Raw genomic sequence first — 25541 nt, 5'->3', positions numbered from 1 at the left:
ATATTTAATTTCAGTCACGTATATTTTTATCCTATAAGAAAAAACTAGGGAAAAATGAAAGGATGAAACTGAAATGAAGGGAAGAAAACTTACTATACTAATGGCTTGCATTTATGCATTAATCTTTCCGATTCTAAGCTCCGCTGAAGAACAAAAAGATGCTAAAAAGAGTAAAGATCCTTTTGAAATTCCTAGCCACGTATTAGATATTTCCAAAGAAAATACGTATCCAAATACGACAGAAAATCAGGAAGTTATTGAGCCTAGTGAATTAACAAAAGAATTAATGGAGGGAACAGACATCCCGATAAAAAATCCGGATTTAATAAAAATGTTGAATGAATCCACTTTAGACCCATCTCCAGTTGCAATTGGTTACCGGGGAATGATTTATTTGGGACGTTGGCCATTAAATTATGAGTCACTAGAAACAAATATAAACTGGGAATATCAAAAAATTAATACAAATGAACTAAACAATCTTGGTGGGGATGCTAACCAGGTGATGAATTATGTTCAACAAGAACAAAAGGAAATTAAAGGTGCTTTAACAAACAAAATAAAAAATCCAGATGATGTAAAAAAAATGATGCTTTTAGCAACGAAGGAAAAAACAAAATTACCACTATCTTACCAAACCATCATTGGTAAAAATACAAAAAAGGAAAATTCCTATAATATTCCTGCAGAAAAATTTGGTGTATTGAATGCTTTCGCGCCCGCGGTCAATGAAAAGGGACAAGTAACCTTTGGGGAAGTATATGTTCAGTTAAAAGGTAGTAATAAAGGTTTAATCATTAAGAATGTAACGAAACAAGGTATCGGAGGCTGGATTCCGATTCAGGATCATGTTTCCTTTTCATTTCAAATTAAATAGTGTTAGAAACCCTGGTTATCAATCAGGGTTATTTTTTCATTAAAAAGGGTTGATTTATTCTCTTTAATGCTTTATCATGGTGAAGTATTAAAGAGTAAGGAAAAATTTGAGGTGAAGTAAAAATGGAATGGGTAGTCGTTATATCCGTACTAGTCATGTTAGTTCTTAGTTTATTACGTGTGAACGTTATAATAGCCATTATTGCTGCTGCTATTTCTGCAGGATTGATGTCAGGATTTTCAATAGTAGATTCAATTGATTTATTTGTTAGTGGAATGGGTGGTCAATCTAGTACTGCATTAAGCTACATTTTATTAGGGGCTTTTGCAGTTACGATAAGTTATACAGGGATTACCGGTTTACTTGTTAAATTCTTAATCCGTGTATTAACTGGGAAGAAAACGATGTTACTACTTGTAATTGCGGGCGTAGCATGTTTATCGCAAAATTTAATTCCGGTTCACATTGCCTTTATTCCAATATTAATTCCGCCATTATTAAAATTATTTGATTCTATGCGATTGGATCGGCGAGCGGTAGCTGTTGCCTTAACTTTTGGCCTGACAACTCCATATATGATGATACCGGCTGGATTTGGTCTTTTATTCCATGAGACGATTTATAATGCAATGGTTGATGCTGGGTTAACTATACAAATGGGAGATATTGTACTAGCGATGATTATCCCTGGTCTTGGAATGGTAGCAGGTTTATTCATTGCTATATTTATTACGTACCGAAAAGGTCGAGATGCTGTAGAAGGAGCAGGTGGTACAGGAACTATAATAGGTGAAGCAGACGATCAGAATGTAACATTTAATAAAGAACATGTGCTAACTATAATTTCCATCCTTGCCGCTTTCGTTGTACAGATTGTGACAAGTAACTTGATTTTAGGAGCATTAGCTGGACTAATCTGTATGTTTTTATTTTTTGTTATTCCGTTTAAAAAGGGAGATCAAGTTATTTCAGATGGTATTAAAATGATGGGATTCATTGCGTTTGTTATGTTATCCGCATCAGGATTTGCTACTGTCATACAAGAAACAGGTGCGGTTTCCGCTTTAGTTGAAGCATCTTCTAGTATGATAGGAGATAATAAAGCAGTTATTGCTTTTGTATTACTATTAGTAGGTTTATTAATCACACTGGGAATTGGCACTTCTTTCGGAACGGTACCTATTTTAGCTTCGTTATATGTACCGATTTGTTTAGCGGCTGGCTTCTCACCATTAGCTATAACAGCTTTAATTGGTACTGCAGGTGCATTAGGGGATGCAGGTTCACCAGCATCCGATAGTACATTAGGTCCAACATCAGGGCTGAATGCGGATGGAAACCATAATCATATGTGGGATACGGTTGTTCCGACGTTTATTCATTTTAATATTCCGTTGTTTGTTTTTGGGTGGATTGCATCCCTTATACTTTAGAATAATTTAATTTGATTTGAGGAAAGGTAAGAGAAAAATAGTAGGTGGGTTGTTATGAAAAAACATGTTTTCACAACGATTATTCTTTCTCTTGCCTTTTTCCTTGCATGGGCGAATCCAGTACAAATAGAAGCAAGTGGATACGGATGGGGATATCAGAAGAATAAAGATCATAAAGTTCCGGATATTGGTAAATACCAAGAAATGTTGGATAAGTACGGTGCTTATTATGCAGATCTTTCAGGGGATAAGGTCGTATACTTAACGTTCGATAATGGTTATGAAGAGGGTTATACAGATGAAATACTTGATGTATTAAAAAAAGAAAAGGTTCCAGCGACTTTTTTTGTAACAGGTCACTATGTTAAAAGTTCCCCGGACTTGGTAAAGAGAATGGTAAACGAAGGTCATATAGTAGGAAATCATTCTTTCCACCATCCAGATTTTACGATTGTTAGTAAGGAATCGATGACGGAGGAATTAAAGACACTAGAAGCAGCGGTGGCTGAAGTGACAGATCAAAAAGAAATTAAATTTTTACGCCCTCCACGTGGGATGTTTAATGAAAGAACGCTAAAATGGGCGAACGAACTAGGCCTTACCCATGTATTCTGGTCCCTTACATTTAAAGACTGGAATACATCCAATCAGAAAGGCTGGCAATATGCGTATGACAGTGTGATGGAACAAATCCACCCAGGGGCTATCATCCTACTTCATGCTGTATCTTCTGATAACGCACAAGCTTTAGAGAAAATCATTCAAGATTTGAAAAAAGAAGGTTATGAATTTAAAAACTTAGACGATCTAGTAGTTAAGAATATGTTGCCGGATGGGTTTCCTGGATTTTAGAGCGGGGTATGTTTACCTCGCTTTTTTTCGTTAGATTTTGTATTCTAGGGAAAAAGGGGACATATAGAATGTGGGAAGAAGAAATAAAATTAAATACCATTTATGATTTTGATTATTCTTTATATCGTATCTCATTCGATCCACTTGCATCAGTTCAAATAGAGGAAAGATTCGTTTCTATTCCTTTTGTTATGGGGAATGAAAAACATATTATCCATGTTCAAGCAATTGGATCAACGAAACAGCCTCGTTTTATTGTAAAAAGTAAAGATGCTAAAAGAAAAAATGAAATCTTAGAATTTATAGTTGATTTATTTCAATGGAAGAAAGATTTAGCTAAAATTAAAAATCATTTTATTGGTACTAATTTGGTTTCACTTTTTAATCAATATCCCGGAACTCCAATTGTAAGAGAATTTGACCTTTACTATAGTTTGATGAAAACAATCATTCACCAACAATTAAATATGAAATTTGCTTATGTCCTATCTACTCGTTTTGTGGAGCGCTACGGAGAACAAGTTGAGGGTGTATGGTTCTATCCGACTCCTGAGAGAATAGCGAGTATAAAAGTAGAAGATTTGCGTGAGCTGCAATTTAGTGGAAGAAAAGCGGAGTATGTGATTGATACATCGAGATTGATTGCAGAAGGGAAATTAGATTTGAACGAATTAAAAGGGAAAGCGGACGAAGAGATTTTATCGGAACTGATTAAAATTCGTGGAGTTGGTAGGTGGACAGCCGAAAACTGGCTTATGTTTGGCTTAGGAAGGGAAGATCAATTTCCAAAAGCTGATATCGGGATTCAAAATGCAGTGAAAAAATTCTTGGCGATGGATCAAAAGCCGACAAAAGAAGTATTAGAGGAAATAAGTCAGGAATGGTATCCTTACCGTAGTTATGCTTCCTTAACATTATGGAGGAGTATTGAATAGAAGAAAAGTTTGGATTTTATCCAAGCTTTTTTTATACAGAAAAATAACCAACGAATTGTCACTCATAAGGTAAATGAGTGCCCGAATGAAGCAACCAAATCGTCAAACGGTCACTCATAAGGTAAATGAGTGCCCGAATGAGGCAATCCAATCGTCAAATAGTCACTCATAAGATGAATGAGTGCCCGAATGAAGCAATTCAATCGTCAAACGGTCACTCATAAGGTAAATGAGTGACCAAATGCAGCAGCCGAATTGTCAAACGGTCACTCATAAGGTAAATGAGTGCCCGAATGAGGCAATCCAATCGTCAAATGGTCACTCATAAGCTTTTGGTCTAAATAGGAAGTGATTCAGCTTCAGATTGAATAACAGCGTAACGTTAAGAAAAGGATAAAAAAATTTGATCAAAACCCTTGAAAGTCAAAAAAGGTCAGAGTATAATGAAGTCATAAGGTCAAAGATAGTCAAAGTCAAAAATGGCTTTATGATCTTAAAAATCTTTTTATTTCAAGGAGGAATGGGAACGATGAAATGTCAAAAATGTGGTGTAAATGAAGCGAACATTAATGCAACAATGCAAATGAACAATCAAAAGATGGAATTACACCTTTGCAATGAATGTTTTCAAGAAATTCAAAGTCAAATGTTTAATCAATCTGACTTTTTCTCCGGTTTCCCATTAGGTAATGCAGAAGTTTTTTCTAATTTCTTTAATCAAGGAAATGGTCAAAATCAAGGCTTTACTACAACAAAAACACAACAACAAACTACAAAGAGAAAAGGCCTTATCGATCAATTAGGTAAAAACTTAACTGATTCCGCAAGAGCTGGTGAAATTGATCCAGTAATTGGTCGTGATATTGAAATTAAACGTGTTATTGAAACTTTAAATAGAAGAAATAAAAATAACCCTGTACTAATTGGGGAACCAGGGGTAGGTAAAACGGCAATCGCAGAAGGATTAGCTCTCAAGATTGTAGAAGGAAATGTACCTACTAAATTGTTAAATAAAGAAATTTATATGCTTGATGTTGCATCATTAGTTGCCAACACTGGTATTCGTGGTCAATTTGAAGAAAGAATGAAAAAACTAATAGAAGAATTGAAAACACGTAATGATGTGATTGTATTTATTGATGAAATTCATTTATTAGTAGGTGCTGGAACTGCAGAAAATTCACAAATGGACGCAGGTAACCTTTTAAAACCAGCATTAGCACGTGGTGAATTACAATTAATTGGTGCAACAACTCTAAAAGAATACCGTCAAATTGAAAAAGACGCAGCATTAGAACGTCGTCTACAACCTATTATTGTAAAAGAACCTTCTTTAGAAGATGCAATCAAAATTTTAAATGGAATTAAAGACCGTTATGAAAAATTCCATGAAGTACGCTATTCCGATAAAGTGATCGAAGCGTTCGTAACGTTATCTAATCGTTATATCCAAGATCGTTTCTTACCAGATAAAGCGATAGACTTAATGGATGAAGTAGGTTCCCGTTTGAATTTAAGGAATTCGCAAGGGGATTCCAAAACTATTAAAGCTCGTCTAGATGAAGTTGTTAAAGAAAAACAAGAAGCGGCTGAAAAAGAAGATTACGAACGTGCTGCAAACTTACGCTATCAAGAAATTCAACTACAAAAACAATTGGAAAAAGCTGATGACAAAGAAAAAGTCCTCGATGTTGATGTATCTGATATCCAATTGATTGTAGAAGAAAAGACAGGTATTCCTGTAACGAAAATGCAATCCGATGAACAACAAAAAATGAAGGATCTAGGTGTTAACCTAGGTAAAAAGGTTATCGGACAAGACGAAGCAGTGCAAAAAGTTGCAAAAGCTATCCGTCGAAGCCGTGCGGGATTGAAATCGAAATATCGCCCAATTGGCTCCTTCTTATTTGTTGGACCAACTGGGGTTGGTAAAACAGAATTGACCAAAGCTTTAGCAGAAGAATTGTTTGGTACTCGTGATGCACTTATCAGACTTGATATGAGTGAGTATATGGAAAAACATTCCGTGTCTAAACTTATTGGTTCACCTCCAGGATATGTAGGTCATGAAGAAGCAGGTCAATTAACGGAACGAGTACGTCACAATCCATATTCCATTATTCTCTTAGATGAAATTGAAAAAGCACATCCAGACGTACAAAATATGTTCCTACAAATCATAGAAGATGGTCATTTAACGGATTCACAAGGTCGTACTGTTAACTTTAAGGAAACAGTTATCATCATGACAAGTAATGCTGGTACTGGTGTGAAAGAGGTTAGTGTTGGTTTTAATCAAGCAAAACATGAATCTGTTTCAACACTAGAAACACTTAGCAATTACTTCAAACCAGAATTCTTAAACCGATTTGATGCTATTATCAAGTTCAATGAATTAACGGAAGATAATTTATTAGAAATTGTGGATCTAATGCTTCATGAATTAGAGAAAACAATCGAGGAAAATAATATTAAAATTGATATTACACAAGAAGCTAAACAAGAACTTGTACGACTTGGATACGATGTACGATTTGGTGCAAGACCTTTACGTAGAGTTATCCAAGATAAAATTGAAGACCAACTTACTGATTTAATCTTAGAAGAAGAGAAAGTTGATCATGTAAAAGTTGATGTTGCCGATGGAGAAATCGTAGTAAGTAATAAATAATCTTCTAATCCCACTAACTTAGGTTGGTGGGATTTTTTACATATAGCGCCATCTGAAAGCAATCATAATTCACCCTTTTTTAGCCAAACTAATAAGACCAAAACTTGATAAAAAGGGTGGATTTATGAAGAAACTAAATGTAGCTCTTACTTTTATTTTATTTTTTATAACTGTAGTGCCACCTAATATCAATGCTGAGGCACCTCCATTTATGGAAGTGCATTTTATTGATGTAGGTCAAGGGGATAGTATTTTGGTGGAAACACCTAATGATAAAACAATCCTTATTGATGGTGGACTTCCGAAAGCCGGGAATAAGGTTGTATCCTACTTAAAGAAACAAAAGATAGAGAAAATAGATTTATTAATTGCAACTCATCCAGATTACGATCATATAGGTGGACTTATACATGTAATGAAATCTTTTGAAGTAAAGCAGATTCTTGATACAGGCAAAATCCACCTAACTAGAGCTTTTGCAAAATACGCTGCTGAAATTCGTAAACAAGGAATTCCGAAGAAAGTTGCAAAACCTAATCAACGTATTCAGCTTGATTCAGATTTAACCATTCAAGTGTTAAATGCCTATCAAAAGGACCAATCCAATAACGAGTCTTCCATTGTATTAAAGATGACTTACAATGAAATGGATTTTCTATTTATGGGTGATGCAACAATAAAACAAGAAAAAAAATTAATGGAAAAGTATGATATTCAATCGGAAATCATGAAAGTGGCCCATCATGGATCTGATACTAGTACATCGCTTGAATTTTTACGAGAAGTAAATCCGCAAATCGCTATTTTAACCTTTAGTGTTGATAATGATTATGGCCATCCTGTTGAACGAGTGGTAGAAAATTTAGACCGAATAGAAGCAAATGTTTATTCTACGGCGTCTTTTGGAGATATTATTATAAGGACAAATGGGAAAAGGTTTTTTATTTTTCCGAGTAGAGACCCGACAGATAATTTAATAAGATATCCGGTATAAGAACTGCACCTACATTGTTTTAGCCAATGTAGGTGCAGTTTTTATATGTATTAATATAATACGTTCTATGAATATAATTAGTTTTCAAACCTTAATAGGCATTTTTATTATTTTCCGAAAATTAAGTTGACAAACATCTTGATTGGGTTTATAGTTGGTTACATAAGTAATTAACCGATTAACGAAGGAGCGTAAAATGAAAAATACACTAGATGATAATAAACCAATATTCCTTCAAATTAAAGAACAAATCGAAGACTCCATTATAGATGGGAATCTGAAAGCAGGAAATCGTGCGCCTTCTACAAATGAATTTGCAAAGTTTTATAATATTAATCCAGCCACTGCTGGTAAAGGCATTAATGAACTAGTTGCAGAAGAGATTCTTTATAAAAGAAGGGGTGTTGGAATGTTTGTTACGGAAAATGCTAAAGAAATTTTAATTGAAAAGCGAAAGAAACTGTTTTATGAAAGCTATATGCTGCCGTTAAAAATGGAAGCTCACAAATTAAGGATGAGTACGGATGAATTAATTGAAATGGTACAAAGGGAGGACAACGAATGAAAATTGAAGTAAAAAATTTAACGAAAAAGTATCGGGATAAAGTAGCGTTAGAGAATGTTTCGTTTACTTTAGATGAGCCGAAGATTTATGGTTTACTTGGCAGAAATGGAGCAGGAAAAACAACATTCATGAACATATTATCTGGTCAAATATTAGCAAGTGGTGGAGAGATTTTAATTGATGGGGAAAATCCATTCGATAATCAACGTTTGACAGAATCGATTTGTTTAATTAAAGAGGGAAATAACTTTAAGAAAGATTTAAAGGTAAGAAACGTCCTAAAGATATACTCTTACTTTTATCCGAATTGGGATCAGGAATTAGCAGATTATATGCTGAAGGAATATCATTTACATTTAAATACTAAAGTTAAAGCATTATCGAAAGGAATGGAGTCGGCTTTAGGAATTATTGTTGGTTTAGCGAGTAAAGCACCGATAACGATTTTTGATGAACCATATATTGGACTGGACGCACCCTCAAGAAAAAGATTCTACGAAATTTTACTCGAAGAATATCAAACGGAAAAAAGAACCATTATTTTCTCTACACATTTAATCGATGAAGTTAGTTTAATGTTTGAAGAAGTTTTAATCTTAAGCGAAGGGTCACTTGTACTAAAAGAAGAGGCTGATGCACTAAGAAGAAATACGTACGCTGTGTCAGGAACGATAGAAGAAGTAGAACGATTTATAACAGGGAAAGACATCTTGGATTCGAAACAACTTGTAGGAATGATGACCGCTTATGTATATGGAAATGCAGAAGAGGCTAAACAAAGCGGGCTTCAAGTGGAAGGAATTCCAATACAAGAATTAATGATTCATTTAACGGAAAAGAAAAGAGGGGCGTAGTTCATGGGTAAACAATTAAAGGGGTTATTATATTTCTTTGTAACGGATATTCGTTTTTCATTAACAATTTTTTGGAGTATCTTATTTGGAGTTTTAGTATTATCGCTTAGTATCTCTTACTTTTTATTAGGGGTAGAGGATGCAGTATTTTACTTCGGTTTTCCAAACGCAACTTATTTTTACTGCATGTTCTTAGGCTTCTTAACTGTAAAAGAAGGTATTCCATTTGCGTTAAAAATGGGAGCTACAAGGAGAAATTTGTTTATTGCGACTGGTTTATTTTTTCTAGGAATTGCATTTGTTAAGGCGGTAGTAAGTAGTACTTTACAATCGATTACCGTAGCATTTACGGAAGCAGCGGGGATTAGTACGTTTAACTTTATACATTTGGCAGAATTTGTTAGTGATACTTGGTTAAATAGAATCATGGTTGATACAGCAGTTATGTTTTTATTACTAACAATCATGTTTTTGTTTGGTTTACTTTTCTATAATACAGGATTACTTGGAGGCGGAAGTGTTGCTGCAATATTAGTAGTTCTTCTTCTGCTAGGAATAGCTAAAGGGTCGGTGTTTGATTTCTTCGCTCGATTACTCTCTGATTTAGATTTAATGTTTTTCTTACAATTGTTTGGTATAGGAATAGTACTTTACGCATTATCCTATTTATTTACAAGAAGGATTACCATTATCAACACAAAATAAAGCGGAGCATGTGCTTCGCTTTATTTTGTGTTGGGAATGTATAAATTCTTAATATTTCTTGTCTTAAGAAAGGCCACGTCCGGCTCCAGCGCCCAGCAACTAGCAGATCTTTTTGGTGGGGCGAGCGTTAGCGCAGTCCCAAACTTCACACTCCTCCACTACGATAAAGAAGACTTGCCGATTGGTGAAACTAGAGGCTTAGTCGCACTTATACCCTTGTGGTGAAAGTCAACATCGGCTCGTACCTCACCGTGTTTCCTTTATCTCATTGCGTAGTGTTCCAGTTTGTACGTTGCTAAACGGGCGCTTCCGCCTTTGGTTCTATAAATTGTACATATAAATAGCTAAGCCGATAAAGGATAGGAGAATCATTAATACATAAATCCAAGATAGGTTTTTTATATTATAAGATACGGACTTTGTTTCATATTCGTGAGAGCGTTTTAGCTCGTTCGCGGCTGTTTGGCCTTCTGCTTCATATCTTTTTGCTTTATTTTCTTCTTGTTTAAAAATATACATAGTTGCGATAAGTGCTATTATTACAGTGATTACAGTGATTATAGACAGTACCATTACCATACTATCAAACCTCCCCATCCTAAGTATAGATTTTGCAGGAGGTAAAAGCAATATGGTGGATAAAGAGTTTTAAATTATTTCAAAAGTTTTTTGAAATAAGGTAGAAACCAATAACAGATGCATCGAAAGGGCAATAGTTGATCTCCCGTCGGAAAGCTTAAGGTGGTAGTCTTACTGCCCGTTTCCAAATCAGTTATGCATAATAATGTTAATAAACGGAGTAATAAGAAAAACCGAAGCAAATTAGCCTCGGTTTCCTTTTTGAGATAATTGGTTATAAATACGATCTGCACGCTTAAATTCCTTTTGGTAAAGAACTTCTTGTGTACTATTCAGTATTTTGCCGCGGTGTTCGGATCTATGCTTTGGCATAAGTCATCCCTCACTTTTTAAATATAGTTTACCCATTGGTTAGGAGATTATTCATGTTTACATATAGTTGGAAAAATCATTATTTTTAGCAAAAGAAAGAGGATGGGACATAACGAAATGTTTAACTCAAAAGACGAACAATCCTACAAAATTAGTGGAGGAAATATACGTAGACTCCTGCGGGGAAAAAGGCCTGGGTGAGACCCCGCAGTGCGTTAGCACGAGGAGGCTCACCAGCCGCCCGCGGAAAGCGAAGTATATTTCCGTAGCGGTTTATCTACTCCATAACTTCTGTAAAGTTCGGATTTCCCTTTTGATAAAACATTTTTGTCCCAACCTCTTCTAAGAAACTTCTTCTCCAGTAGAGGCTGATTCAACTGACGCAAATTGTTTATAGGAAAGATAATGTTCTTTTGTAATGACGAATAAATCATAAATGTCTTCCGTTTTATTTACTTTTTGATATACTTCCGGATACGTTGTATTGGCAAGTGCAACATAAGGTAACTTCAATGCGGCTTTTAAGGAGCGGGTATTTGTTCTTCTCACCTTCATGAAGATTCCCTCAATTTGATTAGAGAAAAATAATTCATCGAAAAAGTTCTCTTTGGCCGGTTTATTATATCCTTTTCCGAAATACGGTTTCCCAATCCATGTTGCTAAGAAACCAAAATTATCTTCTATATCAAAAAGATTGATTGTTCCAATTGGTTGTTGGTACTCGTCAAGAATGGTTCGTGAAATTAACTTTCCATTTTCTTCATCTTCCATCATTTTCTTTGTCATAAAGTAGAATTCATCTACAGAATAGGCTTTATGCCTTACGTATGGGAAAACTTCCGGATGCGACATTAATTCAAATAAAACAGGAACTTCATGTAGATCACGAGTTTTTAACATAAAAAATACCCTCCTCATTCCAGGTGGGTACTGTCCTAACGCGAAAAGGCATAAGGATTGTGTGAGTGACCCACCCTCGAATTTTTATTTTAGATTTCAACAAAAATTCGGGGTGGGAATCGAACCCACTAGAACCAGTAAAAACTGGTGGCGCACCATTTGCCTTCCCTATTTAATTTCAAATTAATATTTCATTCCCGATAAAGAAGACTTTCATAAGTGGGGGGTTACTTTCATCCACCACTGATGACTAGTCGTACTTATGAGACCTTTACGGGCAGCCAGACTCCCATCTGCCTTCTTTGTTTCCCTAGAAGCTTGAGGCGAGAGTCTTACTGCTCGTTTAGTGGGATAAACGGTTGGTTTAAATTTCATCTCTTTCGTAATTTGGTAGTTTCATTCTACAATGTTTTTCTTAAAAAAGAAATGGTTTTTTGTTTATTTTGTATGAAATTTTTTCCTAAAGAAATATAATACAATTGCTTATAGATAGATAAACTTCCATGTTAATATATGAAGAATAGGGGGATAGTGTGCCATGAAAAAAATAGCTAAGATTACAACGCAGAAGCGGACAAAGAACAGATATAATATTTTTCTAACGGATGGGGATCAGGAAGAATATGCATTTAGTGTAGATGAGGCCGTTTTAGTTGAATTTAATCTTCGTAAAGGATTGGAAATGAGTGATTCCATGATTGAAATGTTGTTGGAAAAGGACTCCATTCAAAAATCCTATACACTGGCGATTCATTTTTTAAGCTATCGTATGCGGACAAAAAAGGAAATGCGGGAATATTTAGCGAAAAAAGAAGTCATTCCTGAACAAATAACGATCATTATGGAACGATTAATAAAAGAAAAATTACTTGATGATAAACTTTTTGCGGAAATGTTTGTCAGGACGCGGATGAATACGTCAAGTAAAGGACCTTTACTTATTAAAAAGGAATTAATAGAAAAAGGAGTTACTAGTGCGATTGCGGAGGAGGCTATTCATTTATATCCTTATGAAGCACAGTTCGAGAAGGTATCCAAAAAGTTGGAGAAAAAAATAAATGCCGGCAAGCGAGAATCCTATAAGCAACAAATTCAAAAACTTCAGGCAAACCTACTCCAAAAAGGGTTTAGCCAGGCTGTTATTTCAGATGCCATATCCCAAATGAATGAAGGAGAAGACAAGGAAGCGGAATGGGATGCCATTGTATATCAAGGAGATAAGCTATTACGGAAATATAGTAAAAAGTATGAAGGATTCATACTACAGCAAAAGCTAAAAGAAGCAATGTACCGTAAAGGATTTCAGGTGGAGTACATAAATCGTTATTTGGCTGAATTTCTGGAAGGGGACTCCTACTAAATAAGTTTCTCTTTTTTAGAAACCGGTGTAAAATAAAGGTGTAAGGGGGAAAAGGGATGAATTACAGATATAGTGATTACTCGGTTGAAGAGTTATATAAAGAAATAGGTAAGTTGAAAGAAAAGGCTCAGAAAGCGGAGCAGCTCGGAAACATATCAGAAGTACAAATAAATGAAAGAAAAATGCAAGTTGCGCTGGCCTATACAATGAATCCAGAAGACTTTGGTTCAAACGAAGAATATGAGTTAAAAATGGATCCGGGATTTACGTTTAAAATCAATTATATTAATGGAGTTTTTGCATGGGGTCATCGAGTAAACTTGCTAAAAGAAGTATATGAAAAAGAAGAAGCTATTCCAATTTCATTGCTTGGAAAAAAAGTGATGGAATGATATAGAAAGATGAAAGCGTCCGTTTAGCGATGTTCTCGCTATGACTTTAGCACTTGAGCTAAACATGAAGAAAGACCAATTCCAGTCTCTGAAATTGGTCTTTTTCATGTTGCTATACAAAGTTGTCTTCAATAACAAGTTTATTGCGCAACTTATGTTCCGAGAATATCCAACCTGTATAGGAACTGATAATTTCCATGTTACGATCGATTTGTACGATTGCAACAAAGGGATAATATTCTTTTGAACGATAGCGTAAATCTATAAAGCGAACTTCTGTGTATTGATCAAATTCATTAATTTCCCAACGGTAAACAGGAGAGAAATTTAAGAAAGAAGCGACATTTTTGTCTTCAAATGCTTTTTCAATAATTGGTGATTCGGGTAACGGAATTTTATTAAATTCATCCACAATTTCGATATGCCCATTCTCAACGGTGGCTACATAAAACTTATCTTCCGTCGTGATGGCGACACGCCAGAAGTTTTGCTTTAATGTTGGAGAAGTGGCAATTTCGATTGTGTTTGGTATATAATCTTTTATTTCTCTAACAATTTCTCTTTTATCCATGTAGCGTTTGATGTAATATAAAACAATTACGGTATAAATGGATAACCATGTATATCCCGGATGTGCACCTAACATCCAAGCACCAATACCTCCAAGGTGAATTAAGAAGAGGTAAGGGTCAAATGTATTGATAAATCCAAGTGCAATCCATTTGTTCGAGAACGGCCGGAATGCTTGGGTTCCATATGCATTAAATAAATCAACAAATACATGTATAATAACAGCAAGTGCTGTCCAAAACCAGAGATGTAGATAGCTTACTTCTGGAACAAACATGTAAATTAATCCGGACACGATTAATCCCCATAGTACGATAGCTGGGAGCGAATGGGATGCCCCACGATGATGACGAATATACGTCGCATTATTTTTTAGTTTAAAAATGGTATCAAAATCAGGGGCATGTGAACCTATGATTGTACCAGTTAAAACAGCGTAAAATAGGGTTGCATCATTATGAACTACTGGATCAATTGTTGCTAAACCACCTAATGAAATTCCCATTACTATGTGCGTTGCTGTATCCAAGTTCAAATATCCTCCTCTCGCTTAAAAAGTATCACTATGTTTACTTTTACCTCAATGAAAATTTTTATTTATATTTTTTATTGTACCATAAAGGAAGTGTCATTATGATAACACAAATTTTAAAAAACTTTAACAGTTTTGGATTTCAGTATGATTTACTTGACTGGTATTACGAGAATAAGCGAGATTTACCTTGGCGACAAGATCAAGATCCTTATAAAGTATGGGTTTCTGAAATCATGCTTCAACAAACTAAAGTGGATACAGTTATTCCATATTTTCAAAAGTTTATGGAAAAATTTCCAACGGTGTATGAATTGGCAAAAGCGGATGAACAAGAAGTTTTAAAAACATGGGAAGGGCTAGGTTATTATTCACGTGCAAGGAATTTACAGTCTGCGGTGAAAGAAGTTGTAGAAACGTATGATGGGAAAGTTCCGGATAACCCCAAAGAATTAGGCTCATTAAAAGGAATAGGACCGTATACGAAAGGGGCAATTCTATCCATCGCATATGACCTGCCAGAACCGGCAGTGGATGGAAATGTTATGCGTGTTTTTTCTCGCGTGTTCAAGATAGAAGATGATATCGCACAATTGAAAACAAGGAAAAAGTTTGAGGAGTTGGTACGGGAAGTTATTTCAAAAGAAGATCCTTCTTCCTTTAATCAAGCAATCATGGATTTAGGTGCAACCATTTGTACCCCAAAATCACCCGCTTGTTTATTTTGTCCAGTTGGAGAGTATTGCCAGGCTTTTGCAGAGGGAGTACAAGAAGAATTACCAATAAAGACAAAGGCTAAAAAGCAAAAAACACTTTCCTATATGGTATTATTAGTTAAAAATAATAAGGATGAATATTTGATTGAGAAGCGACTAAATGAAGGTTTGCTAGCAAACCTCTGGCAATTCCCAATGATTTCGTTGAAAGAAGTTGGATTAGAGGGAGCTGCTGAATGGGTACAAAAGGAATATGGTGTTTCTGTTCGTGTTAAAGATAAAATAGATCATTTGACACATGTTTTTTCCCATATTAAATGGGATTTAAGTATTTATGAAGCAGTAACTGTTAATGAAAAAGTAAAAGATTCACGATTGAAATTTGTTTCAAAAGAGGAAATAGAGGAATTCCCATTTCCTGTGTCACATCAGAAAATGATGAAATTTTTGTAGATGGTTATTGTGAAAAGCCATTTAACAAAACTAATTCTTGAGGGCTTAGAAATACCTAAGCCCTCTACAAACTTATCTACACGTCATTATTTAAATTTCTACTATACATTTCCTCATTTATTTCGTGTAATTTGGACAATCCTTCTGAGTTAATATATGGTAAAACTTGGGACAGGGCCTGTTGATAATAGTCTAATTCTTCATCTTTCCACTTCTTTTTACTCATCATTGTAAGCTCGGAAAAATCTCTAAGAGTATCCATGTTTTTTCCCCCTATAAAAATTCCGATCATTACTAATTTGTGTATAATCAGCTTAAATTACCGCGGGACTTCTTTCCAAGGATGGTTATAAATATTTAAAAATAAATGGATAACAAAAGAATTCTTGGACAAATTAAGTAGTGCGGAGGTGATATTGATGGCTAAAAATCCTAAAAAGACAACTGCTGGTACTAACGTTCAGGAAGTGAGACAACAAAATCAACAATCTGCACAAGGTTCTGGACAATTTGGTACAGAATTTGCTTCTGAAACAAATGCTCAGGAAGTAAGAAAACAAAACCAACAAGCAGCACAAGGTTCTGGACAATTTGGTACAGAGTTTGCTTCTGAAACAAATGCTCAGGAAGTAAGAAAACAAAACCAACAAGCAGCACAAGGTTCTGGGCAATTTGGTACAGAGTTTGCTTCTGAAACAAATGCTCAAGAAGTAAGAAAGCAAAACCAAAAGTCCCAACAAAACAAAAAATAAATAAATTCCTTCCTAAGAAAAAAGAGTACTCTATTCACATAGGGTGCTCTTTTTCTATTTCTGGTCGTAATACTTTATCTTTATTTCTTTTATCTATATAATGTATGCAAGGATTATTGGAAATTAGAAAGGGAGAATACTATGGTTGCTCCTAATGCAGGGTCTAAAATGAAAATTCAAAGCTATAAACATAATGGGCAACTACATAGAGTTTGGCAGAATACATTAGTTTTAAAGGGAAATGAATTGGTTGTGATTGGGGCCAATGATAAAACACCTGTCATTGAAAGTGATGGAAGGTCTTGGATTACTAGGGAACCGGCTATTTGTTATTTCCATGCTAAATATTGGTTTAATATAATCGGAATGATTCGAAATGATGGTATATACTATTACTGCAATATAAGCTCACCATTTGTTTATGATGATGAAGGATTAAAGTATATTGATTATGATTTAGATGTAAAAGTGTATCCCGATATGACGTACGATCTTCTTGATGAAGATGAATACGAAGAACATAGGAGACTAATGAATTATCCAGAAGTGTTAGATCAAATATTGCGAAATAATATGGAGTACTTACTAAGATGGGTTCGGCAACGAAAAGGTCCATTCTCACCAGATTTTATTGATAATTGGTATGAAAGGTTTTTAACGTATCGCTAAATGATCTCATCTTTACTTGCGGTAGTTAGCCCACCCTATAATTAGGTTTATCCTAAAAGATAAATTACGGAGGGGAGCAAGTGGATTTCTAATACGTACAATGAGCATTTAGTTAGAAGAATTTCTTGCCAAGACGATTGGCCCTTTATCTAGTAGAAATAAAATTCCTTGTTACAAAAGGTAACAAGGTTTTTCTATTGTCGGATAAGAATGGTATAAACTTCTTATCCAACTTAGGTAGGTACAACAAAGATATTTACCTAAAATTTGGCAAATGTCAATTTTTCCAATTAAAATACGATGCAAAAAAGGAAGTTTGAAAATATGAGTCCTATAAGACAATATATGCAATTTGTAAGACCTTATATTTGGAAAATATTTTGGACTATTATTATAGGAATCATTAAATTCGGTATTCCTCTCTTAATGCCACTAATATTAAAATATGTAGTCGATGATATAATTACTCCTACAGATATGACAAATGCAGAAAAAATAACAGAATTAGCTTGGTTAATGGGGATTGCTTTCTTAATTTTCCTTATTGTAAGGCCGCCAATTGAATATTTTCGACAATATTTTGGTCAATGGGTGGGGAATAGAATCCTATATGATATAAGGGACAAGTTGTTTGACCACATACAAAAACTTAGTTTGAAATACTATTCTAAGACAAAAACCGGGGAAATTATTTCCCGGGTGATAAATGATGTCGAACAAACAAAAATCTTCGTAGTAACTGGATTAATGAACGTTTGGTTAGACCTTATTACAATCTTAATCGCCATTGGAATTATGATGACAATGGATATTGAGATGACTATAGTATCTATTATTCTCTTTCCTATATTTGGTTTTTCGATTAAATACTTTTACGGGAAACTACGACAATTAACCCGTGACAGGTCACAAGCATTAGCGGAAGTACAAGGTCATTTACATGAGAGAGTACAGGGGATTCCTGTAATCCGAAGTTTTGCCCTTGAAGAATATGAACAAGGACAATTTGGAAAAAGAAATGATGAATTCTTAAATCGAGCCATGAAGCAAGTTGATTGGAATGCGAAAACTTTTGCAGTGACGAATACGATTACCGATTTAGCACCACTTTTAGTTGTTGCATTTGGTGGTTATCAAGTAATTGTAGGAAATATTAGTGTTGGGACATTAGTGGCATTTGTTGGATATTTAGAAAGGGTATACAGTCCATTAAGAAGATTAATGAATTCATCAACACAGCTTGTTCAAGCAATTGCATCGATTGATCGTGTGATGGAGTTTATGAATGAAGAATACGATATTAAGGATAAAGAAAATGCTAAAGAATTGGGACGAGTGGAAGGAAATATTGATATCGAAAATGTATCTTTCCGTTATGATGAAGAAGACAATGTTGTATTAAAAAATGTATCCCTTCATGTAGAAAAAGGGGAAACTATTGCGTTTGTCGGAATGAGTGGTGGAGGAAAATCTACCATTGTAAGTTTAATACCTCGATTTTATGATGTAACAGAGGGCTCCATTAAAGTAGATGGTATCGATGTTCGTGATGTCAATGCGCGTTCATTAAGAAACAACATTGGAATGGTGTTGCAAGATAATATTTTATTCAGTGAATCTATTGCTGTTAATATCCGTATGGGGAATCCTGATGCAACCGACGAAGAAGTTATTGCTGCAGCAAAGGCAGCGAACGCCCATGAGTTTATTATGAATCTACCCCAAGGTTACGATACACTTGTAGGAGAGCGTGGCGTCAAGTTATCTGGTGGGCAAAAGCAGCGTGTCGCAATAGCGCGCGTGTTCTTAAAAAATCCACCTATCCTCATTTTTGATGAAGCGACTTCTGCATTAGATTTGGAAAGTGAACATCTTATCCAAGAAACAATGGAAAAATTAGCATCTGACAGAACAACATTTATTGTGGCGCATCGTTTGGCAACAATCACTCATGCCGATCGAATTGTTGTTATTGAAAACGGAGAAATTGTGGAGATTGGGTCACATGATGAATTAATGGAAAGACAAGGAAGTTATTATAATTTATATCAAGTACAGCATTTGGATAATGATTAAGGAAAAGCGAAAGCGACCGCTTAGTAACGTGGCGCTTGAGCTGGACATGATAAAAGGCGGTTCGAATTCGAACCGCCTTTTAAAATATTTTCCAATAAACTACTTAAGTGAACTAAATTACATCTGTGCAAATGCACGGCCAACTGCCTCAATCGTTTGGTCAATATCCTCTTCTGTATGTTCGGTAGTTAAGAACCATGCTTCATACTTAGATGGGGCAAGGTTAACACCTTCATTTAACATGAGCTTGAAGAATCGTCCGAATGCTTCACCATCACTTGCTTCAGCCTCAGCATAATTGGTAACTTGATCTACTCCAAAATAGACCGTTAGTGCCCCTTTTAGTCGATTAATCGTAATGTGAATACTATGTTCTTTGGCTTTTTCAAGAATTCCTTTTTCTAATCGTTCACCAAGTTGGTCTAATTTTTCATAGACACCTTCTTTGCTAAGAACTTCTAGGCAAGCAATTCCTGAAGCCATGGAAGCTGGGTTTCCCGACATTGTTCCAGCTTGATATGCTGGACCTAATGGTGCTACCTGTTCCATGATTTCCTTACGACCACCATAAGCTCCAATTGGAAGTCCTCCACCAATGATTTTACCCATTGCAGTCATGTCTGGCTCAACCCCATACACTTGTTGGGCGCTACCATAAGTAAAGCGGAATGCTGTAATTACTTCATCGTAAATAACCAGTGCGCCTGCTTCGTGTGCCAAATTATTTACTTCTTGTAAAAATCCCTCATGTGGCTCTACAATACCAAAGTTTCCTACGATTGGTTCTACCAATACTGCAGCAATTTCGTTGTTCCATTTATTTAGTGCCTCTTTCATAGCGTCTAGATCATTAAATGGAACCGTAATAACGTCCTCTGCTGTTGAAGTAGGAACTCCAGCAGAGTCAGGAGTTCCTAATGTAGATGGTCCTGATCCAGCTTGAACTAGTACCGCATCGAAATGCCCGTGATAACAACCAGCGAATTTTAAAATTTTCGTACGTCCAGTATATGCTCGAGCAACACGAATGGTTGTCATGACAGCTTCTGTACCTGAATTATTGAAACGAACTTTTTCTAATGAAGGGATTGCTTCTTTTAGCATTTTTGCAAATTTATTTTCCAATTGTGTTGGAGTGCCGAACAATACACCATTTGATGCCGCGTTAGAAATGGCTTTTGCGATATGTGGGTGTGCGTGTCCAGTAATAATGGGACCGTATGCCGCTAAATAATCAATATATTTATTTCCATCTACATCATAGAAATACGCTCCTTGTCCGCGCTCCATGTAGACTGGAGAACCGCCACCAACTGCCTTATAGGAGCGGGATGGTGAGTTAACCCCACCTACAATATGTTCCAATGCTTCTTTATGTAGTTGTTCTGATTTTGTGAACTGCATCGTATTTCCTCCCTAAACTAAATCCAAACTTTACTATACCAAAAAATATTAGAAAAGACGATGAATGTAGCTTCGGTATAAATGGATGGAACGAATATGGTTTTAAAAAAAATAAAAGACAAGCCTTTATTCATCTATGCATATATCTTTATAGATAAGTATTTTAAAGGGGTAGGGGATATGTTTCTAATTCCTTGGATTATATTTATTTTGATTTGTTATGTGTTGGTGAAAAGTATTATTGGTTTTATTACTGGAAAGCAAATCCATGTGAAGTTGGAATTGAGGGATAGCCGGTTTTCTAGTGAACTATTTATGGCGTTATTAGTTATTTATGTGATTGTTATACTTGGGTTTGGAATGATTTATTTTATTTTGTCGTTTCAAGGGATTATTTTAGTAGAATATGGGGAATTACGCCAACCGACATTAATTGGTTCTGTTATTCATTCTATCTATTTTAGTGGGGTAACATTACTAACGATTGGTTACGGTGATATTTCGCCAGTTGGTATAGGAAGGCTGTTAGCGATAACAGAGGCGCTAATTGGTTATGTGTTACCGACAGCCTTTGTGATGAAGTTATTCCAAATGGGTGAACGAAGTAGAGATGAGTGAATGCAATTCTACGTTATGTTATAGTTGTTATAGAAAATGAGGTTGGAGGGATTTTAATGTCAGTTGAAGTAGGAAAAGCTGTGAATGACTTTACATTACCGAATCAAAATGGTGAACAAGTTAGTTTATCGGACTTTCGTGGAAAAAACGTTGTATTATATTTTTATCCAAAAGATATGACGCCTGGTTGTACGACAGAGGCTTGTGATTTCCGTGATCATCATGAAAGTTTCGGAGAATTAAATGCCGTAATTCTTGGTGTAAGTCCAGACCCAGTTGAACGCCATCAAAAATTCATCGAAAAACATGATCTACCATTTGAATTGTTGGCAGATGAAGAGCATAAGCTAGCAGAAGAATTTGATGTATGGAAATTGAAGAAGAACTTTGGTAAAGAATATTATGGAGTGGAACGTTCAACATTTATCATTGATAAAGAAGGCGTTCTACAGAAAGAATATCGTAAGGTTAAAGTGGATGGACATGTAGAAGATGCTTTGACTTATATTAAGGAAAACTTACAGTAATTTTATAGAAAAGATGGAGCATAAAATGATTAACGCTCCATCTTTTTTCTGATTTAAGATTCTTACTGCAACTTCGGACGTTATTTTCTTAAGGGAAAAATAACTCCCAAAGTTCACTTTATTTATGTAAAATAATAATAACTTGAAAATTGTAGGAGGAATAGTGATGATTGTTTTTTCTAGAAAGCTTGCAGAATCGTATCAAGATAGATTAAAAGGAAAATTCCCAAATGAAAATTTTATTTATTGCGATACGATGGAAGAGGTGAATACATACATTCGAGATACAGAAGTGTATGTGACGTTTGGTAGTGATATTAATGAAGAATTTATTAAAAAGGCAGTGAGTTTAAAGTGGATTCATGTACTTTCTGCAGGGGTAGATAATCTACCATTTGCTAGTATCCGGGAAAGAGGAATACGCGTTACAAATGTACGGGGAATACATAAGACTCAAATGTCCGAATATGCCATATCAATGCTGCTACAAGTTTATCGTCAAGAAAAATCCGTCATTAAAAATGAGGAAAATCAAGTTTGGGATAATCAGGGTATAAGCTTAAGAGAAATTACTGGAAAAACAATGGTGGTAGTTGGGACAGGTGCTATCGGAAGTGAAGTTGCTAGACTAGGTAAGGCTTTTGGAATGTATACGATTGGGGTTTCTAGAAGTGGAAAGAAAGTAGGGCACTTTAATGAAAACTATAAAATTAGTGAGTTAAACCAAGCACTATCTCTAGCTGACTTTGTTATATCTGTGTTACCAAGTACAAAGGAGACAAAAGATATTTTTAAATATGAACAATTTAAAGCGATGCCAAACCGCGCTGTCTTCTTAAATATGGGACGTGGCGATGCAGTAATGGAAGAAGATTTATTGGCAGCAATACGAGCAGGGGAAATAGAACACGCTATTTTGGATGTGGTAAAAGAAGAACCATTACCAAAAGGACATCCATTTTGGACAGAAGAAACTATTACAATAACACCGCATATATCAGGGGTCTCACCGGAATATACTAATCGAGCATTGGATATATTTGAGGAAAATTTACAAGTCTTCCGTAGAAATGGGGATAATTATATTAATCCAATCGATTTAACAAGGGGGTATTAAGGTATTACAGACTTTCACAACATCTGAAGACTGATGTCTAATAAAAATGGGAATAATAATAATGAAAAAGAAATACTATTTAGTGGGCAGAGTACTTATATTGACAGATGTCCTTTTGGGAATGTAAACTAATTATAAAGATTATAATTTAATAATATTATTAGAATACATTTTTGAGACGGAAAGTGAGGTGGATGGCTGTGTCTGAAGAACGATTACAAAAAGCTATTAATACTTTAAAGAAATCAGGCGTCCGTATCACTCCACAACGTCATGCAGTACTAGAATACTTATTAAATTCTATGATACACCCAACTGCAGATGAAATATACAAAGCACTAGAAGGTAAGTTTCCAAATATGAGTGTTGCAACTGTGTATAATAATCTAAGGGTATTGCGTGAGGTAGGACTAGTTCGCGAACTGACCTATGGAGATTCATCTAGTCGATTCGATTGTAATACATCTGATCACTACCATATTATTTGCAATGAGTGTGGTAAAATAGTCGATTTTCACTATCCACCTTTAGATGAAGTGGAGGCCCTAGCGGAGAAGGTAACTGGATTTGATGTAAGTCATCATCGGTTAGAAGTATATGGTATTTGTGATGAATGTAAGAAAATAGCTAGTCAGAAACATTAAGATGGAAACAAAAGCTATCGCCTATTTTTAATTGGCGATAGCTTTTGTTATTTTTTCTTTTGATAACGTTTGGAATTATACTTTTCATCAAAATCCAAACCTTCTAAATCTTTATCTAATGTAAGTGGCTGTTTACAATGCATACAAGCATCGACACGACCTAGCATTTTCGTTGGCTTATTACAGTTTGGACAAACAACCGGCACAGACCTAAGTGATAAGGTACCAATCCAAACATATACAACTAAACTAAACACAATAGCTAGGACGCCCAAAGCAAATAAGATTAACATTAACCATTCTATCTTTTTCAGTAAAATGCCCCCATACATAAAAAGAAACCCTACAAATATAAGAATAAGAGCAAAGGATCGGATTTTATTAATTTTGCTTGAATAGACTAATTTCGGTTCGGACATAATCTACCTCCTTCATATATCACTAGTAGTATAGCATATATGTTTAAATATTTCGTTTTCAAAAAGAGGATTTCACTTATTTATAACGAAATATTATAGTTAGAAATTAATTTTGTCGAATTTTGGTGATAGAATAGAGTGGTTGTTTCTATGTATAGGTAATTTTTAGAAAGATGGAGGAAGTAAGATGGAGAATTTCTTAAGGCCAATTTATCAAGAACGTGCAAGTGACCCGAAAACATTAGGTATTCTAATGATGGAAAAAACTAATCCCAACAGTCCTCTAACAGATAATTTTGATATCATTCTACTTATTATTGTAAAAGAAGCGGAACAAGAATGGTTTGTGAAACATTATGAGAGTGCTGGTGAAACAGCAGCAATGCATATTGTTAAAGAAAGTACGTTAATGGACTGGATTGATACAAGCTCTTCCAGACGAGCGGTAGAGTGGGTGATTAATGGAAGAGTCGTTTATGACAGAAATGAATATATTAGTGATTTGAAGAGAAAACTAAGAGATTTTCCACTACAACAAAGAAATCTTAGAAAAGCTATTGAATTTGGTAAGTTGGTAAAAAGTTATAACGAAGCAAAAGCTTTATTTACCTCCAAGAATTATAAAGATGCGCATAGTAAGGTGTTTTATTCTTTACATTACTTAGCAAGGCTTGCGGTTGTAGAAAAAGGCTACTACCCTGAAGTGACTGTATGGAATCAAGTTAAAAATATAGATTTAGAAATCTATAAGTTATATGAAGAGTTCATCGACAGTAGGGAAGAGATGGAGAAGAAAATCCAATTAATGATATTGGCAATGGACTATGTGATTAATCATAGGGCAGCAGCATCGGCTGAACATCTACTTAACATTATGCGAACAAAAGGTGAACCATGGTCATACGCTGAATTAAAAACAAACCCGTTCGTGGAGCCATATAAACTTGATCTTTCTGCAATCATTTCTTATTTAGAAGAAAAAGAAATTATATTACCAGTGTTGGAAGAGACGAAGGGTGTTGGAGTGTTTCATAGGAAATATAGAATAAGTAATTTTTAGATTTTGTTGTTGTGGACAGTTTCGTTTCTGCATGAAGGAGTGTGGGGATGGACTGTTCGATTTTGTTTGAAGTGCTAGTATCGAATAGGCTTTTTATTAATGTGTTTGTGATGCTGATAGTTTTTAAAAAAATATGTTGACAATAGATTGATAAGCATGGTAAAGTATTCATTGTCGCTTCTGAAAGGCGTCTCTAATTAACGACAACTAATTAAAATAATTGTTGACATGAGATGCTGAAAGTGATATATTATAAAAGTCGCTGTTATGAAGCGATTAAATGAATTTGCTCTTTGAAAACTGAACAAAACAACCAGTATGTTAAGACAAAAGAAACTCGTTTTTCTTTTTAAAATAGAGGTTTTTGCCTCTATAAAGCTAAGAACTTCAAATGACTTTTGTTCATTTGAAACAAACTTTTTTTGGAGAGTTTGATCTTGGCTCAGGACGAACGCTGGCGGCGTGCCTAATACATGCAAGTCGAGCGCTGGAAGC

27 protein-coding genes and 1 rRNA gene are annotated in these 25541 nt (G+C 35.1%); 21 read left to right on the top strand and 7 right to left on the bottom strand.

Going from position 1 to position 25541, the window contains the following annotated elements:
* Positions 1-73: 73 nt before the first annotated feature.
* The 9 genes from KM885_RS13565 (at position 74) to KM885_RS13525 (ending at position 9886) form a co-directional block, all read left to right on the top strand.
* Entirely contained in the window at positions 74-877 is an 804-nt protein-coding gene (locus tag KM885_RS13565) for a YfkD famly protein (RefSeq protein WP_216884155.1), read from the top strand.
* A 122-nt stretch (positions 878-999) separates the two neighbouring features.
* The gene (locus tag KM885_RS13560; protein ID WP_047185704.1) at positions 1000-2310 is read left to right on the top strand and encodes a Na+/H+ antiporter family protein; all 1311 of its coding nucleotides are present in this window, start codon (positions 1000-1002) and stop codon (positions 2308-2310) included.
* Between the two features lie 54 nt (positions 2311-2364).
* On the top strand, positions 2365-3162 hold the full coding sequence (gene pdaA, locus KM885_RS13555) for a delta-lactam-biosynthetic de-N-acetylase (protein ID WP_047185703.1): 798 nt from the start codon (positions 2365-2367) through the stop codon (positions 3160-3162).
* Positions 3163-3230: 68 nt separating this feature from the next.
* Complete coding sequence (locus tag KM885_RS13550; protein WP_047185702.1) at positions 3231-4097, top strand: DNA-3-methyladenine glycosylase family protein; 867 nt, start codon at positions 3231-3233, stop codon at positions 4095-4097.
* Between the two features lie 529 nt (positions 4098-4626).
* Complete coding sequence (locus KM885_RS13545) at positions 4627-6768, top strand: ATP-dependent Clp protease ATP-binding subunit (protein WP_216884154.1); 2142 nt, start codon at positions 4627-4629, stop codon at positions 6766-6768.
* A gap of 124 nt (positions 6769-6892) precedes the next feature.
* Positions 6893-7762, top strand: coding sequence for a ComEC/Rec2 family competence protein (locus KM885_RS13540; protein WP_204798692.1), 870 nt, complete (start codon positions 6893-6895; stop codon positions 7760-7762).
* A 196-nt stretch (positions 7763-7958) separates the two neighbouring features.
* A complete protein-coding gene (locus KM885_RS13535) occupies positions 7959-8327 on the top strand; it encodes a GntR family transcriptional regulator (protein ID WP_204798693.1) in 369 nt (122 codons plus the stop codon).
* On the top strand, positions 8324-9181 hold the full coding sequence (locus KM885_RS13530) for an ABC transporter ATP-binding protein (RefSeq protein ID WP_204798694.1): 858 nt from the start codon (positions 8324-8326) through the stop codon (positions 9179-9181). Before KM885_RS13535 ends, KM885_RS13530 begins: the two co-directional genes overlap by 4 nt.
* Positions 9182-9184: 3 nt before the next feature.
* Positions 9185-9886 (top strand): hypothetical protein, encoded by a 702-nt coding sequence (locus KM885_RS13525; protein WP_204798695.1) that lies wholly within the window; start codon positions 9185-9187, stop codon positions 9884-9886.
* Between the two features lie 321 nt (positions 9887-10207).
* On the opposite strand, the gene KM885_RS13520 is transcribed toward KM885_RS13525, so the two are convergent.
* From KM885_RS13520 to KM885_RS13510, 3 genes are all read right to left on the bottom strand, one after another.
* Positions 10208-10465: a hypothetical protein gene (locus KM885_RS13520; RefSeq protein ID WP_204798696.1), complete on the bottom strand. Its 258-nt coding sequence runs from the start codon at positions 10463-10465 to the stop codon at positions 10208-10210.
* Between the two features lie 243 nt (positions 10466-10708).
* Positions 10709-10837: a YfhE family protein gene (locus KM885_RS13515; RefSeq protein ID WP_111014475.1), complete on the bottom strand. Its 129-nt coding sequence runs from the start codon at positions 10835-10837 to the stop codon at positions 10709-10711.
* A gap of 342 nt (positions 10838-11179) precedes the next feature.
* Positions 11180-11737: a GNAT family N-acetyltransferase gene (locus KM885_RS13510; protein WP_047185699.1), complete on the bottom strand. Its 558-nt coding sequence runs from the start codon at positions 11735-11737 to the stop codon at positions 11180-11182.
* A gap of 538 nt (positions 11738-12275) precedes the next feature.
* On the opposite strand from KM885_RS13510, the gene recX reads away from it, so the two are divergent.
* Together recX and KM885_RS13500 are read left to right on the top strand one after the other, a co-directional pair.
* Complete coding sequence (gene recX, locus KM885_RS13505; protein WP_060669223.1) at positions 12276-13097, top strand: recombination regulator RecX; 822 nt, start codon at positions 12276-12278, stop codon at positions 13095-13097.
* Between the two features lie 56 nt (positions 13098-13153).
* A complete protein-coding gene (locus tag KM885_RS13500) occupies positions 13154-13489 on the top strand; it encodes a YfhH family protein (RefSeq protein WP_060669224.1) in 336 nt (111 codons plus the stop codon).
* A gap of 112 nt (positions 13490-13601) precedes the next feature.
* Here KM885_RS13500 and KM885_RS13495 read toward each other — a convergent pair whose 3' ends face one another.
* Positions 13602-14588 (bottom strand): metal-dependent hydrolase, encoded by a 987-nt coding sequence (locus tag KM885_RS13495; RefSeq protein ID WP_145542957.1) that lies wholly within the window; start codon positions 14586-14588, stop codon positions 13602-13604.
* Between the two features lie 104 nt (positions 14589-14692).
* Here KM885_RS13495 and mutY point away from each other — a divergent pair, with 104 nt between their 5' ends.
* Positions 14693-15760, top strand: coding sequence for an A/G-specific adenine glycosylase (gene mutY, locus KM885_RS13490; RefSeq protein ID WP_060669226.1), 1068 nt, complete (start codon positions 14693-14695; stop codon positions 15758-15760).
* A gap of 76 nt (positions 15761-15836) precedes the next feature.
* Here mutY and KM885_RS13485 read toward each other — a convergent pair whose 3' ends face one another.
* On the bottom strand, positions 15837-16022 hold the full coding sequence (locus tag KM885_RS13485) for a hypothetical protein (protein ID WP_060669227.1): 186 nt from the start codon (positions 16020-16022) through the stop codon (positions 15837-15839).
* Positions 16023-16179: 157 nt separating this feature from the next.
* Between KM885_RS13485 and KM885_RS13480 the strand changes: the two genes are divergently transcribed.
* The 3 genes from KM885_RS13480 (at position 16180) to KM885_RS13470 (ending at position 19257) form a co-directional block, all read left to right on the top strand.
* Entirely contained in the window at positions 16180-16512 is a 333-nt protein-coding gene (locus KM885_RS13480; protein ID WP_084824091.1) for a gamma-type small acid-soluble spore protein, read from the top strand.
* Between the two features lie 141 nt (positions 16513-16653).
* Entirely contained in the window at positions 16654-17181 is a 528-nt protein-coding gene (gene ntdP, locus KM885_RS13475) for a nucleoside tri-diphosphate phosphatase (RefSeq protein WP_047185693.1), read from the top strand.
* Positions 17182-17505: 324 nt separating this feature from the next.
* Entirely contained in the window at positions 17506-19257 is a 1752-nt protein-coding gene (locus KM885_RS13470) for an ABC transporter ATP-binding protein (protein WP_047185692.1), read from the top strand.
* A 117-nt stretch (positions 19258-19374) separates the two neighbouring features.
* On the opposite strand, the gene KM885_RS13465 is transcribed toward KM885_RS13470, so the two are convergent.
* Complete coding sequence (locus tag KM885_RS13465; protein WP_060669230.1) at positions 19375-20661, bottom strand: glutamate-1-semialdehyde 2,1-aminomutase; 1287 nt, start codon at positions 20659-20661, stop codon at positions 19375-19377.
* A gap of 96 nt (positions 20662-20757) precedes the next feature.
* On the opposite strand from KM885_RS13465, the gene KM885_RS13460 reads away from it, so the two are divergent.
* The 4 genes from KM885_RS13460 to perR all read left to right on the top strand — a co-directional run bounded on the left by KM885_RS13460 (position 20758) and on the right by perR (position 23567).
* Positions 20758-21279 carry an ion channel gene (locus KM885_RS13460; protein WP_338113683.1) on the top strand — a complete coding sequence of 174 codons (522 nt, stop codon included), beginning with the start codon at positions 20758-20760 and terminating at the stop codon, positions 21277-21279.
* Positions 21280-21335: 56 nt separating this feature from the next.
* On the top strand, positions 21336-21806 hold the full coding sequence (gene bcp / locus KM885_RS13455) for a thioredoxin-dependent thiol peroxidase (RefSeq protein WP_047185690.1): 471 nt from the start codon (positions 21336-21338) through the stop codon (positions 21804-21806).
* Positions 21807-21972: 166 nt separating this feature from the next.
* Positions 21973-22923 carry a D-2-hydroxyacid dehydrogenase gene (locus KM885_RS13450; RefSeq protein WP_216884153.1) on the top strand — a complete coding sequence of 317 codons (951 nt, stop codon included), beginning with the start codon at positions 21973-21975 and terminating at the stop codon, positions 22921-22923.
* A 194-nt stretch (positions 22924-23117) separates the two neighbouring features.
* Positions 23118-23567 carry a peroxide-responsive transcriptional repressor PerR gene (gene perR / locus KM885_RS13445; RefSeq protein WP_047185688.1) on the top strand — a complete coding sequence of 150 codons (450 nt, stop codon included), beginning with the start codon at positions 23118-23120 and terminating at the stop codon, positions 23565-23567.
* A 47-nt stretch (positions 23568-23614) separates the two neighbouring features.
* On the opposite strand, the gene KM885_RS13440 is transcribed toward perR, so the two are convergent.
* Positions 23615-23986, bottom strand: a complete 372-nt coding sequence (locus KM885_RS13440) for a YgzB family protein (RefSeq protein WP_047185687.1) — start codon at positions 23984-23986, stop codon at positions 23615-23617.
* A gap of 187 nt (positions 23987-24173) precedes the next feature.
* On the opposite strand from KM885_RS13440, the gene KM885_RS13435 reads away from it, so the two are divergent.
* Entirely contained in the window at positions 24174-25046 is an 873-nt protein-coding gene (locus KM885_RS13435) for a nucleotidyltransferase-like protein (protein ID WP_047185686.1), read from the top strand.
* 419 nt (positions 25047-25465) lie between these two features.
* Positions 25466-25541 (top strand): 16S ribosomal RNA (locus tag KM885_RS13430); the annotation flags it as partial.

Source organism: Oceanobacillus caeni (assembly GCF_019037185.1).
Lineage (GTDB): Bacteria > Bacillota > Bacilli > Bacillales > Amphibacillaceae > Oceanobacillus > Oceanobacillus caeni.
This window is presented reverse-complemented; position numbering and strand designations above follow the sequence as displayed.

Bases quoted from the DNA above. Each gene is read 5' to 3' on its own strand.
- KM885_RS13565 (WP_216884155.1), top strand. From the start codon at position 74: ATGAAGGGAAGAAAACTTACTATACTAATGGCTTGCATTTATGCATTA.
- KM885_RS13560 (WP_047185704.1), top strand. From the start codon at position 1,000: ATGGAATGGGTAGTCGTTATATCCGTACTAGTCATGTTAGTTCTTAGT.
- pdaA (WP_047185703.1), top strand. From the start codon at position 2,365: ATGAAAAAACATGTTTTCACAACGATTATTCTTTCTCTTGCCTTTTTC.
- KM885_RS13550 (WP_047185702.1), top strand. From the start codon at position 3,231: ATGTGGGAAGAAGAAATAAAATTAAATACCATTTATGATTTTGATTAT.
- KM885_RS13545 (WP_216884154.1), top strand. From the start codon at position 4,627: ATGAAATGTCAAAAATGTGGTGTAAATGAAGCGAACATTAATGCAACA.
- KM885_RS13540 (WP_204798692.1), top strand. From the start codon at position 6,893: ATGAAGAAACTAAATGTAGCTCTTACTTTTATTTTATTTTTTATAACT.
- KM885_RS13535 (WP_204798693.1), top strand. From the start codon at position 7,959: ATGAAAAATACACTAGATGATAATAAACCAATATTCCTTCAAATTAAA.
- KM885_RS13530 (WP_204798694.1), top strand. From the start codon at position 8,324: ATGAAAATTGAAGTAAAAAATTTAACGAAAAAGTATCGGGATAAAGTA.
- KM885_RS13525 (WP_204798695.1), top strand. From the start codon at position 9,185: ATGGGTAAACAATTAAAGGGGTTATTATATTTCTTTGTAACGGATATT.
- KM885_RS13520 (WP_204798696.1), bottom strand. From the start codon at position 10,465: ATGGTAATGGTACTGTCTATAATCACTGTAATCACTGTAATAATAGCA.
- KM885_RS13515 (WP_111014475.1), bottom strand. From the start codon at position 10,837: ATGCCAAAGCATAGATCCGAACACCGCGGCAAAATACTGAATAGTACA.
- KM885_RS13510 (WP_047185699.1), bottom strand. From the start codon at position 11,737: ATGTTAAAAACTCGTGATCTACATGAAGTTCCTGTTTTATTTGAATTA.
- recX (WP_060669223.1), top strand. From the start codon at position 12,276: ATGAAAAAAATAGCTAAGATTACAACGCAGAAGCGGACAAAGAACAGA.
- KM885_RS13500 (WP_060669224.1), top strand. From the start codon at position 13,154: ATGAATTACAGATATAGTGATTACTCGGTTGAAGAGTTATATAAAGAA.
- mutY (WP_060669226.1), top strand. From the start codon at position 14,693: ATGATAACACAAATTTTAAAAAACTTTAACAGTTTTGGATTTCAGTAT.
- KM885_RS13485 (WP_060669227.1), bottom strand. From the start codon at position 16,022: ATGGATACTCTTAGAGATTTTTCCGAGCTTACAATGATGAGTAAAAAG.
- KM885_RS13480 (WP_084824091.1), top strand. From the start codon at position 16,180: ATGGCTAAAAATCCTAAAAAGACAACTGCTGGTACTAACGTTCAGGAA.
- ntdP (WP_047185693.1), top strand. From the start codon at position 16,654: ATGGTTGCTCCTAATGCAGGGTCTAAAATGAAAATTCAAAGCTATAAA.
- KM885_RS13470 (WP_047185692.1), top strand. From the start codon at position 17,506: ATGAGTCCTATAAGACAATATATGCAATTTGTAAGACCTTATATTTGG.
- KM885_RS13465 (WP_060669230.1), bottom strand. From the start codon at position 20,661: ATGCAGTTCACAAAATCAGAACAACTACATAAAGAAGCATTGGAACAT.
- KM885_RS13460 (WP_338113683.1), top strand. From the start codon at position 20,758: ATGGTTTTAAAAAAAATAAAAGACAAGCCTTTATTCATCTATGCATAT.
- bcp (WP_047185690.1), top strand. From the start codon at position 21,336: ATGTCAGTTGAAGTAGGAAAAGCTGTGAATGACTTTACATTACCGAAT.
- KM885_RS13450 (WP_216884153.1), top strand. From the start codon at position 21,973: ATGATTGTTTTTTCTAGAAAGCTTGCAGAATCGTATCAAGATAGATTA.
- perR (WP_047185688.1), top strand. From the start codon at position 23,118: ATGGCTGTGTCTGAAGAACGATTACAAAAAGCTATTAATACTTTAAAG.
- KM885_RS13440 (WP_047185687.1), bottom strand. From the start codon at position 23,986: ATGTCCGAACCGAAATTAGTCTATTCAAGCAAAATTAATAAAATCCGA.
- KM885_RS13435 (WP_047185686.1), top strand. From the start codon at position 24,174: ATGGAGAATTTCTTAAGGCCAATTTATCAAGAACGTGCAAGTGACCCG.